The organism is Streptomyces sp. NPDC058664, assembly GCF_042716635.1.
In the GTDB taxonomy this organism is placed as follows: Bacteria; Actinomycetota; Actinomycetes; order Streptomycetales; family Streptomycetaceae; genus Streptomyces.
This window is the reverse complement of sequence record NZ_JBHXRW010000001.1, coordinates 1-15,471: the sequence shown is the minus strand read 5'-3', so window position 1 is coordinate 15,471 and position 15,471 is coordinate 1. Positions and strand designations below refer to the sequence as shown.

12 protein-coding genes are annotated in these 15,471 nt (G+C 72.3%); 2 read left to right on the top strand and 10 right to left on the bottom strand.

The genetic code is table 11. From position 1 onward, the window contains the following. Window positions 1-17 precede the first annotated feature (17 nt). The 3 genes from ACFWUY_RS00060 to ACFWUY_RS00050 form a co-directional block, all read right to left on the bottom strand. Complete coding sequence (locus tag ACFWUY_RS00060; RefSeq protein WP_384100215.1) at window positions 18-1,661, bottom strand: beta-N-acetylhexosaminidase; 1,644 nt, start codon at window positions 1,659-1,661, stop codon at window positions 18-20. Window positions 1,662-1,916: 255 nt separating this feature from the next. Beyond that, entirely contained in the window at window positions 1,917-2,210 is a 294-nt protein-coding gene (locus tag ACFWUY_RS00055; protein ID WP_384100213.1) for a DUF3039 domain-containing protein, read from the bottom strand. A gap of 30 nt (window positions 2,211-2,240) precedes the next feature. After that, window positions 2,241-2,801, bottom strand: coding sequence for a YqgE/AlgH family protein (locus ACFWUY_RS00050; protein ID WP_056558191.1), 561 nt, complete (start codon window positions 2,799-2,801; stop codon window positions 2,241-2,243). A gap of 298 nt (window positions 2,802-3,099) precedes the next feature. Between ACFWUY_RS00050 and murA the strand changes: the two genes are divergently transcribed. Continuing rightward, window positions 3,100-4,440: a UDP-N-acetylglucosamine 1-carboxyvinyltransferase gene (murA, locus tag ACFWUY_RS00045; RefSeq protein WP_055600231.1), complete on the top strand. Its 1,341-nt coding sequence runs from the start codon at window positions 3,100-3,102 to the stop codon at window positions 4,438-4,440. A gap of 201 nt (window positions 4,441-4,641) precedes the next feature. On the opposite strand, the gene ACFWUY_RS00040 is transcribed toward murA, so the two are convergent. From ACFWUY_RS00040 to ACFWUY_RS00010, 7 genes are all read right to left on the bottom strand, one after another. Then, window positions 4,642-4,923: an HU family DNA-binding protein gene (locus tag ACFWUY_RS00040; protein WP_015033921.1), complete on the bottom strand. Its 282-nt coding sequence runs from the start codon at window positions 4,921-4,923 to the stop codon at window positions 4,642-4,644. 312 nt (window positions 4,924-5,235) lie between these two features. Further along, window positions 5,236-6,666: an NAD-dependent malic enzyme gene (locus tag ACFWUY_RS00035; protein WP_384100211.1), complete on the bottom strand. Its 1,431-nt coding sequence runs from the start codon at window positions 6,664-6,666 to the stop codon at window positions 5,236-5,238. A gap of 388 nt (window positions 6,667-7,054) precedes the next feature. Continuing rightward, window positions 7,055-9,391, bottom strand: coding sequence for a HelD family protein (locus ACFWUY_RS00030; protein ID WP_384100209.1), 2,337 nt, complete (start codon window positions 9,389-9,391; stop codon window positions 7,055-7,057). 63 nt (window positions 9,392-9,454) lie between these two features. Continuing rightward, entirely contained in the window at window positions 9,455-10,009 is a 555-nt protein-coding gene (locus ACFWUY_RS00025; RefSeq protein WP_384100207.1) for a GNAT family N-acetyltransferase, read from the bottom strand. 72 nt (window positions 10,010-10,081) lie between these two features. Continuing rightward, window positions 10,082-11,218 (bottom strand): uroporphyrinogen-III synthase, encoded by a 1,137-nt coding sequence (locus tag ACFWUY_RS00020; RefSeq protein ID WP_384100205.1) that lies wholly within the window; start codon window positions 11,216-11,218, stop codon window positions 10,082-10,084. An 84-nt stretch (window positions 11,219-11,302) separates the two neighbouring features. After that, window positions 11,303-12,661, bottom strand: a complete 1,359-nt coding sequence (locus ACFWUY_RS00015) for a nitrate/nitrite transporter (RefSeq protein ID WP_384100203.1) — start codon at window positions 12,659-12,661, stop codon at window positions 11,303-11,305. 317 nt (window positions 12,662-12,978) lie between these two features. Further along, window positions 12,979-13,995, bottom strand: coding sequence for a LysR family transcriptional regulator (locus ACFWUY_RS00010; protein ID WP_384100807.1), 1,017 nt, complete (start codon window positions 13,993-13,995; stop codon window positions 12,979-12,981). A gap of 46 nt (window positions 13,996-14,041) precedes the next feature. Here ACFWUY_RS00010 and ACFWUY_RS00005 point away from each other — a divergent pair, with 46 nt between their 5' ends. Next, the gene (locus tag ACFWUY_RS00005) at window positions 14,042-15,331 is read left to right on the top strand and encodes an MFS transporter (RefSeq protein ID WP_384100201.1); all 1,290 of its coding nucleotides are present in this window, start codon (window positions 14,042-14,044) and stop codon (window positions 15,329-15,331) included. Window positions 15,332-15,471: the final 140 nt, after the last annotated feature.

Below are 15,471 nucleotides of genomic sequence, written 5' to 3'. Positions count from 1 at the left end.
GGGGGACGGCGGGTGTCTCACACGATCGGGGGCGTGCCTTCGAGCGGACGACCGAGAACCCCCGGTCGCCGCTGCCGGGGACGGGGGCCCGCGGGTGGCCGGTAGTCGACGCCGAGGGCGTCGAGCCGCCGGTAGTGGGTGCGCATGCGGCGCTCGAAACCGGCGTGGTCGCGCGCCTCCGGCGCGGGCAGCACGGACCAGGCGACCTCGGCGAAGGCGGCGAGACGCGGGAAGACCTGGTAGTCGATCCGGTCGCGGTTCTGCATGACCTCGGTCCAGACGTTGGCCTGGGTTCCCAGGATGTGGGCGACGGCCTCCGGGGCGAGCCCCGGCGGGACGGGCTCGAAGCGGTAGACGTCCGCCAGGGTGCGGACGTATCCGATGGGCATCGGCTCGTCCTCGCCCGGGGCCTGACGGTGGTCCAGGTACACCTGCTGCTCGGGGCACATGACGACGTCGTGGCCGGCCTCGGCGGCGGCGGTCCCGCCCGCGTACCCGCGCCAGGAGGAGACGGCCGCGCCCTCGGCGAGGCCGCCCTCCAGGATCTCGTCCCAGCCGATGAGGCGCCGTCCGCGGGCGGTGAGCCAGCGGTCGAAGTGGCGGACGAACCAGGACTGGAGCTCGTCCTCGCCGGAGAGTCCCAGTTCCTCGATGCGGGCCCGGGCGGTCGGGGAGGCCTTCCACTGGTCCTTGGGGCACTCGTCGCCGCCGATGTGCACGTAGGTGGAGGGGAAGAGGTCGAGGACCTCCTCGAGAACGCCCTCGTAGAAGCGCAGGACGGTCTCGGTGGGGGCGAGGACGTTCGGGTTGACGCCCCAGGTGTCCCAGACGGTGAGGGCGGCGGTGTCGACGACGTCGGTGTTGCCGAGTTCGGGGTACGCGGCGATGGCGGCCTGCGAGTGGCCGGGGAGGTCGATCTCGGGGACGACGGTGATGTGCCGCTCGGCGGCGTACGCGACGATCTCGCGGATGTCGTCCTGGGTGTAGAACCCGCCGTGCGGGGTGTCGTCCCAGAGGGGCGAGGCACGGTGTCCCCACTTGCTGCGGGCCCGCCAGGAACCGACCTCGGTGAGCCCGGGACGGCGCTTGATCTCGATGCGCCAGCCCTGGTCGTCGGTGAGGTGGAGGTGGAGGACGTTGAGCTTGTGGGCGGCGAGGAGGTCCAGGTACCGCAGGACGTCCTCCTTGGGCAGGAAGTGCCGGGAGACGTCGAGGAGGAGTCCGCGCCAGCCGAAGCGGGGGGCGTCCTCGACCGTCACGTACGGGAGGTCCCGTCCCCCGTCCCCCACGGGCGCCCTGCGGTACGTCTCGGGACCGAGCAGTTGTCGCAGGGTCTGGACTCCCCAGAACACGCCGGCGGGTCCGCCGCCCTCGATGACGACGGCGGCGCCGGGGCTCTCGGTGGTCAGGCGGTATCCCTCCGGGCCGTGCCGCCGTGCCACCTCCTCGCTGATCCGCAGGCGTACGGCGTGCTCGCCGCTTCCGTCGGCGAACGGCAGCCCGGTGGCGGCGCCCAGGGCGGAGCGGAGCAGGCGGGCGGTGGACCCGGTGCCGGGTCCGGCGTCGAGCGTGGTCCGCTCGTCGAGCGAGAAGCGCCCGGGGGCGCCGCTCCGGCACTCGGCCGACAGGGGCGCGGGGATCAGGTCCATGGGCCGGGTCATCGTGTCGGTCCTTCGCCGTCGTGCCGGATGCTCTCCACGTACATGCGTTGCGTTGCAGCATGCGCAACGGGCGTTTTGCCCCGCACAACACGTGTGAGGTTAGGCGCGCCCCGTCCGGTCGGCAAGAGGTCTGGACCACATCGGTCACGAGGACGGCGGCCACGAGGACGGCGACACGGACCGGAACGCGGGACGGCCCCCGTCGCACGTACCGGAGTACGCGCGACGGGGGCCGTCCCCGGCGTCAGGACCCGCCTACTTGTCCTTGCCGCCCTTGCCCTTGTCCTTGTCGCCGCCGCCGGCGCCCATGGACTCGTAGATCTCCTTGCACATCGGACAGACCGGGTACTTCTTGGGGTCGCGCCCCGGCACCCAGACCTTTCCGCACAGCGCCACGACGGGCGTGCCGTCCAGGGCGCTCGCCATGATCTTGTCCTTCTGGACGTAATGGGCGTAGCGCTCGTGGTCGCCGTCACCGTTGGACACCTGCGGCGTCGGCTCGACGAGGGTCCCCGTACCTGCCCCGCGCTCGGGCTCGAGAGTGCTCATAACCGCCAAGGGTACTGAAAGCCGGGGCCCTCAGTTGAGGGACGGGTCGTCGGGGTACGTCGCGATCATCGCGAGCTCGCCGCGCTGCCGCCGGAGCACCTGCCGCCAGAGCGTCTCGGGCCGCGGCGAGGAGACGTCGCCGGGCTCGGACTCGACCACGTACCAGGCTCCGTCGCCGAGCTCGGTCTCCAGCTGACCGGGGCCCCAGCCGGCGTATCCGGCGAAGATCCGCAGCGAGCCGAGGGCCGGGCCGAGCAGCTCGGGCGGGGTCTCCAGGTCGACCAGGCCGATCGCCCCGTACACCCGCCGCCAGCCGAGGGGGCCCTCGTCGCCGGGGATCACGGCGACGCCGAGGGCCGCGTCGAGGGAGACGGGGCCGCCCTGGAAGACGACGCCGGGTTCGCCGGCGAGCCCGGCCCAGGGGGCGAGGATGTCGCCGACGGTCACCGGCGTCGGCCGGTTGAGGACCACGCCGAGCGAACCCTCGTCGTCGTGGTCGAGCAGCAGGACCACCGCGCGGTCGAAGTTCGGGTCCGCCAGCGCGGGGGTGGCGACGAGCAGTCGTCCTGTGAGCGAGGACACCTCGGTCATGCGACACATGATCCCGCATCTTCGGCGTTCACGGGGGCCGACGGGGGGCGTCGGACCGGAGATGGCGGGAAGACGGAGACCACCGCAGTTCAGATCGGTGACCAGCACGACACGGAAGGGCCCATGAGCGTCCCGGCCATGGAAGCGGACGGTAACACTCCGCAAGATCACGGGAACAGAGGGTGTTGTGCCGAATTCATTACATCTGCCAGGCCCCCCGGGGCACCCAAGAGAGGTCTCATGGCCCCTTACCCTTTTCACTGGCCACCCGACCGACCCACTCCGGAACGCGAGATTCATGACCGGCACAGACGATGTCCTGCTTGTCCACGGCGGAACCCCGCTGGAGGGCGAGATCCGCGTTCGCGGCGCGAAGAACCTCGTGCCCAAGGCGATGGTCGCCGCCCTGCTCGGCAGCGGCCCGAGCCGCCTGCGCAACGTTCCCGACATCCGTGACGTCCGCGTGGTCCGCGGACTCCTCCAGCTGCACGGGGTGACGGTCCGTCCGGGCGAGGAGCCCGGCGAGCTCGTCCTCGACCCGACGCACGTCGAGTCCGCGAACGTCGCCGACATCGACGCCCACGCCGGCTCGTCGCGCATCCCGATCCTCTTCTGCGGCCCGCTGCTGCACCGCCTCGGCCACGCCTTCATCCCGGGCCTCGGCGGCTGCGACATCGGCGGCCGACCCATCGACTTCCACTTCGACGTGCTGCGCCAGTTCGGCGCCACCATCGAGAAGCGGGCCGACGGGCAGTACCTGGAGGCCCCGCAGCGCCTCCGCGGCTGCAAGATCCGGCTGCCGTACCCCTCGGTCGGCTCGACCGAGCAGGTGCTGCTGACGGCGGTGCTCGCCGAGGGCGTCACCGAGCTGTCGAACGCCGCCGTGGAGCCCGAGATCGAGGACCTGATCTGCGTCCTGCAGAAAATGGGCGCGATCATCTCCATGGACACCGACCGGACCATCCGGATCACCGGTGTCGACCGCCTCGACGGCTACACCCACCGGGCGCTCCCGGACCGCCTGGAGGCGGCCTCCTGGGCGTCCGCGGCGCTCGCCACCGAGGGCAACATCTACGTGCGCGGCGCCCAGCAGCGCTCGATGATGACCTTCCTCAACACGTACCGGAAGGTGGGTGGCGCCTTCGAGATCGACGACGAGGGCATCCGCTTCTGGCACCCGGGCGGCTCGCTCAACGCGATCCACCTGGAGACGGACGTGCACCCCGGCTTCCAGACGGACTGGCAGCAGCCGCTGGTCGTGGCCCTGACGCAGGCCTCCGGCCTCTCCATCGTCCACGAGACGGTGTACGAGTCGCGGCTCGGCTTCACCTCCGCGCTGAACCAGATGGGCGCGCACATCCAGCTGTACCGCGAGTGCCTCGGCGGCTCCGACTGCCGCTTCGGCCAGCGGAACTTCCTGCACTCGGCGGTCGTGTCGGGCCCGACCCGGCTCCAGGGCGCCGACCTGGTCATCCCCGACCTGCGCGGCGGCTTCTCGTACCTGATCGCGGCGCTCGCGGCCCAGGGCACCTCCCGGGTGCACGGCATCGAGCTGATCAACCGCGGCTACGAGAACTTCATGGAGAAGCTCGTCGAGCTCGGCGCCAAGGTCGAGCTGCCGGGCAGCGCGCTGGTGTAAGGCGTCACGGGCCCCTGTGGGCCCGTACAGGGCACAGGAAAGGGCGGCCACCCCCTGACAGGGTGGCCGCCCTTTCCGCGCCTCTAGGCCGCTTTACGTGCCTCGGCGGTACTGCTCACCTCGGTCGCACCGCGTGTCTCGGCCGTCTTACCGGCCTCGGCCGCGCCGCGTACCTCGGCCGCCCTACTCGCCTCGGCTGCCTTACTTGCCCTTGGCGGCTTCCTTGAGCTTCGAGCCCGCGGAGACCTTCACGCTGTAGCCGGCCGGGATGTCGATCGGGTCGCCGGTCTGCGGGTTACGAGCGGTGCGAGCGGCACGGTGGGTGCGCTCGAAGGTCAGGAAGCCGGGGATGGTGACCTTCTCGTCGCCCTTGGCGACGACCTCACCGACGGTCTCGGCGAGAGCGGCCAGCACGGCGTCGGCGTCCTTGCGGGTCACCTCGGCGCGGTCGGCCAGGGCGGCCACCAGCTCACTGCGGTTCATGTTGTTACTCCCGTGTTCTTCTTGCCTGTGAGGCGTGCCACGCGGCGGAAGCCGCGTGATTGGGTACAGCGAAGCCGATGCTGCCAGGGCCTTCGGACAGTCCCCGGACCCGGGTCTAATGACAGACCCTCGCGCCCAAACACGCATCCTGCCCCCACCAGCGGCGGGAACGCCAATCCGGCACCCCCTGGGGTCACACGAAAAGCGCCAGATCCCCGTGGTGGTGACGTTCTGTCGACTCCACGAAAACGAAGCGGAGCCGAAAAGACACCCTAAAGGCGGGTTTACGGCTCCGCTCATCGCGACGCGCCGTCAGCGCCCGGTCGTCACCGAGCCCGCGACCGCCGCCTTCGCCGCGTTGCGCACGGCTCCGGCGACCGCGCCCGCGACCTTGTCGTTGAAGACCGACGGGATGATGTAGTTCGGGTTCAGCTCGTCCTCGGTGACGACGTCGGCGAGGGCCGTGGCGGCCGCCAGCATCATCTCCGTGTTGACCGTACGGGAGTGGGCGTCGAGGAGGCCGCGGAAGACACCGGGGAAGACCAGCACGTTGTTGATCTGGTTCGGGAAGTCGGAGCGTCCCGTGGCGACGACGGCGGCCGTCTGGCGGGCGGCGGCCGGGTCGACCTCCGGGTCGGGGTTCGCGAGCGCGAACACGATCGCGCCCTCCGCCATGGCGGCGACGTCCTCCGCGCCAAGGAGGTTCGGGGCCGACACGCCGATGAACACGTCCGCGCCGACGACGGCCTCCTTGAGGGTGCCGGTGACGCCCTCCGGGTTGGTGTTGTCGGCGATCCAGCGCAGCGGCGAGTCCGCCGGGGCCTCCACCAGGTCCTCGCGGCCCGCGTGCACGACACCCTTGATGTCGGCGACGACGGCGTGCTTGACACCCGCCGCGATCAGCAGCTTCAGGATGGCCGTACCGGCGGCGCCGGCGCCGGACATGACCACCCGCACGTCGCCGACGCCCTTGTTCACCACGCGCAGCGCGTTGGTGAGGGCGGCCAGGACGACGATGGCGGTGCCGTGCTGGTCGTCGTGGAAGACGGGGATGTCGAGGGCCTCGCGCAGCCGGGCCTCGATCTCGAAGCAGCGGGGCGCGGAGATGTCCTCCAGGTTGATGCCCGCGAAGCCGGGGGCGATGGCCTTGACGATCGCGACGATCTCGTCGGTGTCCTGCGTGTCGAGGCAGATCGGCCAGGCGTCGATGCCGGCGAAGCGCTTGAAGAGGGCCGCCTTGCCCTCCATGACCGGCAGGGCGGCCATCGGGCCGATGTTGCCGAGGCCGAGGACGGCGGAGCCGTCGGTGACGACCGCGACGGAGTTGCGCTTGATGGTGAGGCGGCGGGCGTCCTCGGGGTTCTCGGCGATCGCCATGCACACCCGGGCGACGCCCGGGGTGTAGATCATGGAGAGGTCGTCACGGTTGCGGATGGGGTGCTTGGACGCCATCTCGATCTTGCCGCCGAGGTGCATCAGGAACGTACGGTCGGAGACCTTGCCGAGGGTGACGCCCTCGATGGTGCGCAGCTGCTCGACGATCTCGTCGGCGTGCGCGGTGGACGTCGCGGCGATGGTGACGTCGATGCGGAGCTTCTCGTGGCCGGAGGCGGTCACGTCGAGGCCGGTGACGGATCCGCCGTGGGACTCCACCGCCGTGGTCAGCTGCGAGACTGCGGTCCCGCTCGCGGGAACCTCCAGCCGGACCGTCATCGAGTACGAGACGCTGGGCGCCGTTGCCATGGCCGACTTCCTCTGCTTTCCCTGAGCTTCGTTGCTACGCCGGCCCGGCTGGTTGCCCGGCGGCGCCCTCCGATGGTCGCACCTACCTGCCGGTAGCAGGTAATACGGTCATTTTGTTTTCGGAAAGTAGTTTCCACCATACGAGAAGTGCTGAGGGAACAGAAGAGGCTCCAGCCACGAGAGGTGACTGGAGCCTCAACTTCGTACGTACGTCTAAGTGGCACCGACCCGCCATGCTCGCCTCGCGGCAAGTGGTCCCTCTGAGGGACGAAGGTTGGGCCCGGGGGCTTGGATCGAGCCGGTGCCACGACAAGGCTAACAAACCAGCCTGCCCGGTGATTCCAGCGCCACAGGTTGACCTGAAATCAGCCCCTGGCGCCGGGTCGGCTCAGTCCCGGAGCAGGTCCGGCACCCCCGCCTCGTCCGGCATGTCGCTCGCTCCCGCGACCACCGTGAGCTGCTGCGTCGCCCGGGTCAGAGCCACGTAGAGCACCCGCAGACCGGCCGGGGACTCGTCCGCGATCTCCGCCGGCGAGACGACCACCGTGGCGTCGTACTCCAGGCCCTTCGCCTCCAGGGAGCCGAGCGCCACCACCCGGTCGCCCAGGTCGGCGAGCCAGCGGGCCGCCTCGGCACGCCGGTTCATGGCGACGACGACGCCGACCGTGCCCTCCACCCGCTCCAGGAGCAGGCGCGCCTCCGACCGTACGGTTTCGGCCAGATCGGCTTTCTCCTGTACGGCGACGAAGCGGGGCTCGACTCCCGTCGAGCGGACCGCGCGCGGCGACTCCTTGCCCGGCATGGCGAGGGCGAGCACCTTGGCGGCGAGCTCGGCGATCTCCGCCGGGTTCCGGTAGTTCACCGTCAGCTCGAAACGGCGCCGCGGCCGGGAGCCGAGGGCCTCGTCGCGGGCCTCGGCGGCCTCGTCCGGATCCGACCAGGAGGACTGCGCCGGGTCGCCGACGACCGTCCAGGTGGCGTGCCGGCCGCGCCGCCCGACCATCCGCCACTGCATGGGCGTGAGGTCCTGCGCCTCGTCGACGATCACGTGCGCGTACTCGGTGCGCTCGGCGGCGAGCCGCTCGGCCCGCTCGCGCTGCGTCTCCTCCCGTACGGGCATGAGCTCTTCCAGGCCCGTGAGCTGGTCCAGCGGGTCGTACTCCCGGCGCTTCCTCGGCCTCGTCGGGGCCCCGACGAGGGTGTGCAGCTCGTCGAGGAGGGCCACGTCGTGGACGGACAGTTCCTCGCGGCGCAGCGAGCGGGCGAGCCGCCGCACCTCGCCCGGGTTGAGGATGCGGCGGGCCCAGCGGCCGAGCCGCCGTTCGTCGGCCATCGCGTCGAGGACCCGGCGCGGGGTGAGCTCGGGCCACCAGGCGTCGAGGAAGGAGAGGAAGGAGTCCTCCGTGGACACGTCCTCGTCGAAGGAGGAGCGCAGTTCGGCGGCGAGCTCGGGGTCGCTGTGCCGGCCGACGGCGCCCGACTTCGAGTACAGCGCGTCGAGGAGCAGCCGACGGGCGCGCGGGCGGAGCAGGTTGACGGGGGCGGTGCCGCCGAGGACGTTGTGGCGGATGCGCCGCAGCTCGTCGGCCTCCAGCTCCAGGCGGCGGCCGAAGGCGACGACACGCAGGCGCGTGGGCGTGCCCGCGGGCACGGGGGTCTCGTCGTCCTCTCCCAGTTCGGGCTGGCTGTTCCTGGGCGCCGGGGTCTCCAGGGCGCCGCGGGCCGCCTTGCGCAGCACGTGGAGCATCCGGGAGGAGCCCTTGATCCTGGCCACGGCCGGATCGTCGTAGGCGGTGGCCTCGACGCCGTCGACGAGGCTGCCGACGGCCCGGATGGCGACCTGGCCCTCCTCGCCGAGGGAGGGCAGGACGCCCTCGGTGTACGAGACGAGGAGCGGGGTCGGCGAGACGATCAGGATGCCGCCCGCGTACCGCCGCCGGTCCTGGTAGAGGAGGTACGCGGCCCGGTGCAGGGCCACGGCGGTCTTGCCGGTGCCGGGGCCGCCCTCCACATAGGTCACGGAGGCGGCGGGCGCGCGGATGACCATGTCCTGCTCCGCCTGGATGGAGGAGACGATGTCCCGCATGGTGTGGCTGCGGGCCTGGCCGAGGGCGGCCATCAGAGCGCCGTCGCCGATCACGGGCAGCTCGCGCCCGTCGAGGGTGGCCCGCAGCTCCGGACGCATCAGGTCGTCCTCGACGCCGAGGACCTGGCGGCCCTTGGAGCGGATGACGCGACGGCGCACGACCCGGCCGGGGTCGACCGGCGTGGACCGGTAGAAGGGCGCGGCGGCGGGCGCGCGCCAGTCGATGACCAGCGGCGCGTAGTCGGAGTCGAGGACTCCGATGCGGCCGATGTGGAGGGTCTCGCCGATCTCGGCCGTGTTGTCGGACCGTACGGCGTCCTCCGCGGGCTCGACGGAGGTGTAGGCCCCGTCGGGACCCTTCTTCCCGTCCTTCCCGTAAAGAAGGTCGATCCGGCCGAAGAGGAAGTCCTCGAACTCGTTGTTGAGCCGGTTGAGGTGGATGCCGGCCCGGAAGACCTGGGCGTCGCGCTCGGCGAGGGCGCCGGGCGTGCCGACCTGGCCCCGCTGGGCGGCGTCGTTCATCAGGAACTCCGCCTCGTGGATCTTCTCCTCCAGCCGGCGGTAGACGTGATCCAGATGTTCCTGCTCGACACCGATCTCACGGTCTCTGACCGTGTCCACGGCTTCCTGCGCGGCCACCTAAGGCCCCCTTCTGACGTGCACTGGGCAGCCGTCGAGCGTACGCCACCGGAAGGCACCGTGTCAGGCGCGATCACCGTTCGGGGTCCGGTCGCCCGGAACTCCCGGCGGCGGGTCGTCGTGCAGGATGCGCTGGAAGAGGTGGTGGTCGCGCCAGTCCCCGGCGATGTGGAGGTAGCGGGGCGCGGTCCCGATGCGCGTGAAGCCGCTCTTGACGAGGACCCGTTGGGAGGCGTGGTTGTCGAGCATGGTCCCGGCCGAGACCCGGTGCAGACCGAGCTCGTCACGGCCGGCCCGGCAGGCCTCCGCGACGAGCGCGGTGGCGAGACCGCGGCCGGTGTACGCGTGGTCGACCCAGTAGCCGAGGGAGGCGCTGCAGAGGGGCCCGAGGGTGATGCCGGACATGATGGCGGACCCGACGATCGTGTCGCCGTCGACGACGAACCACCGCACCCCACCGTCCGCGAGCCGCTCGGCCTGCGCCTCGGCGGTGTAGTACCGCTCGGGCCGGTAGGGCTCCCGGGGCTTCATGTGGTCCCGGTTGCGGATCAGCGCGTCGGCCAGGGCGGCGGCGTCGCCGGGGACGGCGGGACGGATACGAAGGGGACCGGAGATCATCCACGTACGCTACCGCCGCGCCCCCGCGCACCGTCGGCCGTTGCCCGCCCTGACCGTCGGCCGTTGCCCGCCCTAACTGTCGTACTTCGCGTCCGCCGACGGGTCCAGCGCCAGCCTGTACCCCCGCTTCACCACCGTCTGGATCAGCTTCGGGGCCCCGAGCGCCGCCCGCAGCCGCGCCATCGCCGTCTCCACCGCGTGCTCGTCCCGCCCCGCCCCCGGCAGCGCCCGCAGCAGGTCGGCCCGGGACACCACCCAGCCGGGCCGGCGGGCGAGCAGCCCCAGGAGGGCCATCCCGGCGGGCGGGACGGGCCGCAGGGCGCCGTCGACGAGGACGGCGTGGCCGCGGACCTCCACCCGGTGCCCGGCGACCGGCAGGACCCGCGAGCGGGCGGGCAGTTCCTTGCAGAGGAGCTGGACGAGCGGGCCGAGCCGGAACCGCTCCGGCTGGTACGTGTCGATGCCCTCGGCCTGGAGCGGCAGCGCCGTCACGGGGCCGACGCACACCGCGAGCACCTGGTGCCGCAGCGCCGCGACGAATGCGTCCCGTACGCCCTTCTCCTCGGCCCGGGAGAGCAGCGACGCGGCGGCCGGGGCGCTGGTGAAGGTGACGGCGTCCAGGGTGCCGGCGAGGACCGCTTCGAGGAGCCGGTCGAGGGGGCCGGTGTCCTCGGGGGGCATCCAGCGGTAGACGGGGACGCCGACGACCTCGGCGCCGGCGGCGGTGAGCGCCTCCACGAAGCCGGGCAGCGGCTCCCCGTGCAGCTGGAGCGCGATCCGGCGCCCGGTGACGCCTTCGGCGAGGAGCCGGTCGAGGACCTCGGCCATGGACTCCGAGCCGGGCGACCAGGACTCGGTGAGTCCGGCGGCCCGTACGGCTCCCTTGACCTTGGGTCCCCGGGCGAGGAGTTCGACGTCCCGCAGGACGGTGAGGAGTTCCTCGCCGTACCCCCAGCCCTCGGCCGCCTCGACCCAGCCCCGGAAGCCGATCGCCGTGGTGGCGACGACGACGTCCGGGGCGTGGCCGATGAGTTCCTTGGTGGCGGCGAGGAGTTCGGTGTCGTCCGCGAGGGGCACGATCCGCAGGGCGGGGCCGTGGACGACGGCCGCACCGCGCCGGCGCAGCAGCGCGATGAGCTCGTCCGCGCGGCGCGCCGCGGTGACGCCGACGGTGAAGCCGGCGAGGGGGCCGTGTTCTTGCTCGTCCATGAGGCCCGAGCCTGACGGGGACGCGTGACAGACTCGGTTCGCCCGTATTTCCTGGCCGTTACGGTCCGCGCCGGGCACCGGACATCACACCTTCGCGTAGCCGGGCCGGGGCTCCGACTCGGTGACCGTCTCGGCGGTCTCGGGGACGGTGGTGGGGCGGCGAAGGTATACCGCCCAGGTGACGACCATGCAGGCCGCGTAGAAGGCGAGGAAGGCGACGAAGGCCCCGGTGCCGGTGCCGGCGGTCTGGAAGGACTGGCGGAAGGCCAGGTTGATGCCGAGTCCGCCGAGCGCGCCGACCGCTCCGATGAGGCCCATGGCGGCGCCGGAGAGACGGCGTCCGTAGGCTTCCGCGGCGTCTCCCGCGAGCCCCTTGCGGTGCCCCTGGGCGAGGAAGATCGCGGGGATCATCTTGTACGTGGAGCCGTTGCCGAGGCCGCTGAGGACGAAGAGTCCGATGAAGCCGACGAGGAAGACGGCGAGCGACTGGATGACGGAGGCGTAGATCACCACTCCGGTCGCGGCGGCCATCGCGGCGAAGGTCCACAGGGTGATGCGGGCGCCGCCGTGCCGGTCGGCGAGGGAGCCGCCGACGGGCCGGATCAGGGAGCCGAGCAGCGGGCCGATGAAGGTGAGCGAGGCGGCCTGGAGCGGGGTGCGTCCGAACTGGGTCTGGAGCACGAGGCCGAAGGCGAAGCTGTAGCCGATGAAGGAGCCGAAGGTGCCGACGTACAGGAAGGCCATGATCCAGGTGTGGCGGGCCCGGACGGCCTCCTTCGCGGCCCCGGTGTCGTTCTTGACGGGGGCGAGGTTGTCCATGAAGAGCGCGGAGCACACGGCGGCGACCACGATCAGGGGGAGGTAGACGCCGAGCACGATCCTCGGGTGCATGGCACCGGCGGTGCCGATGACGAGGAGGCCGACGAGCTGGACGACGGGGACGCCGATGTTGCCGCCGCCCGCGTTGAGGCCGAGCGCCCAGCCTTTCTTCCGCAGCGGGAAGAAGGCGTTGATGTTGGTCATCGAGGAGGCGAAGTTGCCGCCGCCGACGCCGGTGAGCGCCGCCACCAGGACGAACGTGGTGTACGAGGTGCCGGGCTCCATCACCGCGAAGGCGAGGCCGGTGGGCAGCAGGAGCAGCAGGGCGCTGAAGACGGTCCAGTTGCGGCCGCCGTAACGGGCGACGACGAAGGTGTACGGGATCCGGATCAGCGCGCCGACGACGGTCGCGGTCGCGATCAGGAAGAACTTGCCGGCCGGGTCGACGCCGTACTGCGGCCCCATGAAGAGCACCATGACCGACCACAGGCTCCAGATCGAGAAGCCGATGTGCTCGGAGAGCACCGAGAAGATCAGGTTCCGCCGGGCGATCCGCTCCCCTTTCTCGCGCCAGAAGGTCTCGTCCTCCGGCTCCCACTGTTCGATCCACCGGCCGCCGCCCATGTCGTACCTCCGCGGGTGTCGGGTCCTGGGGCGTCCACAGCCCCGGTCCACCTGCCACAGACGCTAGGGAGGCCGCGTTTCGGCCCGGTGCCGTGAGGTGACGGGAACGGAACCTTGCTCTCACCCGGCGCGCGGGGTGTGTGTGAGCGCTCCCCCTTTTTTGGGGCTCGGTTCCCCTCCGGGGCGCTGGAGCCGGACTCACAGGGCTGGCCGTGCTCGCCTCCCTCGCTCCTCGGAAGGCTCCGCGCTCGGCCCTGTTCCCCCGGCGCGCCCCTTCGGCTCACTCGCCGGTCCTGGCGGCGCCCGTCACGTCCCGCTCACGGCGCTCCCGGTTCGTTCTCCGGCAGCCAGGAGCCGGGTGGGCGTTCCAGCCAGCCCTCGGCGGCGCCGAGCTCCGCGGCGGCGGCCCGGAGGGCGTCGAGGCCCGGGTGGCGCAGGCCCTTGCGCCAGACCAGGCTCACGGGTGACAGGGGTACGGGGTCGACGAGCGGCCGCAGGACGCAGCCCGGCATGGGCGGGAAGTCGACGACGGCGAGCACCGGGTTGCGGTGCTTGGCCATGATGCGGCGGAACTCCTCGTGGCCGACGGCGAGCGGCGCGGGCGGGGCGACGTGGATGCCGCGCCCGGCGAAGAGCCGGGCGGCGAGGTCGGTCCACTCGGCCGTGCGGTCGTTCCCCGCGCCCGCGTAGACCCGTTCCCCGGCGAGACCGGCGAGCGGCACCTCGGGCAGGCCGGCGAGCGGGTGGTCGTCGGGGAGGATCACCGCCATCCGTTCGTACCGCACGAGCTGGGAGCCGAGCCGGGCCCGCAGCCCGGCGTCAAGGCCTCCGTACCGGCCGAAGGAGGTGTCGAGCCGTCCGGTGAGGATGTCGCGCACGGCGCCGGTGAGTCCGCTCTCGTAGCGGGCCATCAGCTCCTGCTCCGGGGCGAGTTCGCGGGCCCGGCGCAGGACGCGTTCCTGGACGAGGCCGGGGGTGTTGAGGTCGGCGAGGAGGGGCCGGGGCGCGGCGCGGAAGGCCTCGGTCAGCTCGTCGTGGGCGGCGAGGACCCGGCGTGCGTACGGGAGGAGGCGCTCGCCGTCCGGGGTGAGGGCGACCTGCCGGGTGGTCCGTACGAAGAGCTCGGCGCCCAGCTCGCGCTCCAGGCGCCGGATGTCACGGCTGAGGGCCTGCTGGGCGACGTAGAGGCGGGCGGCGGCGCGGGTGAAGTGCAGCTCCTCGGCGACGGCGGTGAAGGCGCGCAGGAGGCGGGGGTCGGTGTCGTACGGGGACGGGGCGGAGGCGGAGGCAGGGGGCACCGCCGCATTTAACAACACAGGTGCGTGAAAAGTCACCGAACAGGTGTTGGACCGCCCGGCCCGCTCCCCCGAGCCTTGATCCATGCCGCAACCGGAGCTCACCCCGACCCCGGCGGGCCCGGCCCTCGCCCCCCGCCACCACGAACGACCACCCGCCCCTCCCCGCGACGACGACGGCGGCGACCTGCCGCCCCTCACCCCCCGCAACCCCTACCTGCGCCTCTTCACCGTCCCCGGCACCCGCGCGTTCACCGCCGGCAATCTGATCGCCCGGCTGCCCATGGGCATGTTCGGCGTCAGCGCCGTGATCATGATCGCGGCGGCGTACGGCTCCTACGCCCTCGCCGGCGCGGTGACCGCCACCAGCATGGCCGCCGGGGCCTTCACCGCCCCCTGGATCGCCCGGCTCGTCGACCGGTACGGCCAGGCGCGGATCGCGGTCCCCGCCACCGCCCACGCGGTCCTCGGACACCTCGTCCTGCTGGCCTGCGTCCACCAGAAGGCGCCGGTCTGGGCCCTGTTCGCCACGGTCGCGCTCACCGCCACGAGCCCCAACACGGGCGGCATGTCCCGGGCCCGCTGGGCCCATCTCCTCCGGGGCGACCGCGACGCCCTGCACACCGCCAACGCCTTCGAGCAGGCCGCCGACGAGCTCTGCTTCATGCTCGGCCCGGTCGTCGCCGCGCTCCTCTGCTCGACCCTCTTCCCCGAGGCGGGCACCCTGGTCGCCGCCGTCCTCTTCCTCTGCGGGGTCCTGGTCTTCGCCGCCCAGCGCTCCACCGAACCGCCGGTCGCGCCGCGCACCGCCGCGGGCTCCCCGCTGCGGGTCCCGGGCATGGCGCCCCTCCTGGCGGCCTTCCTCGCCACCGGGGCGGTCTTCGGTTCCATGGAGGTGGTGACCCTCGCGTACGTGGACGGCCCCCTCGCGGGACCCGTCCTCGCCCTCCAGGCCGCCGGTTCCTGCGCCGCGGGCCTCCTCTACGGCCGCGCCCGGCGCACCGCCCGGCTGCGGACCTGTCTGGCCGCGATGGCCGCCCTCATGACGCTGCCGCTGCTCGCCGCCTCGACCGGATCACTGCCCGCCCTCGCCGCCGGGCTCCTCCTGGCGGGCATGGCGACGGCCCCGACGATGGTGACGGGCATGGGCCTGGTCCAGCGCCTGACCCCGGCCTCGCAGCTCAACGAGGGCATGACCCTGGCGGTGACCGCCCTCCTCGGCGGCATCGCGGCCGGCTCCGCCACCGGCGGCTGGGCCGCCGACCACGCCCCCTTCGCCGCCTTCGGCTTCCTGATCCCGGTCACGGCGGCGACCCTGGCCCTGACGCTCTGCGCTGCGACCGGGGTCGGCGGACGCTCCGGACGCCGGACATGACAGAGGCCCGGGCGGCGGGGGGGGGGGCGGGCGGGGGCCCCCCCGGAGGGGTGTTAAAAATTTCCGGCGGGGTCTTATAAACAAAAGAAGCGGGCCCCGCGAGGGGGGGGGTTGTTATGGGTGGGGGGGGGGTGAATAAA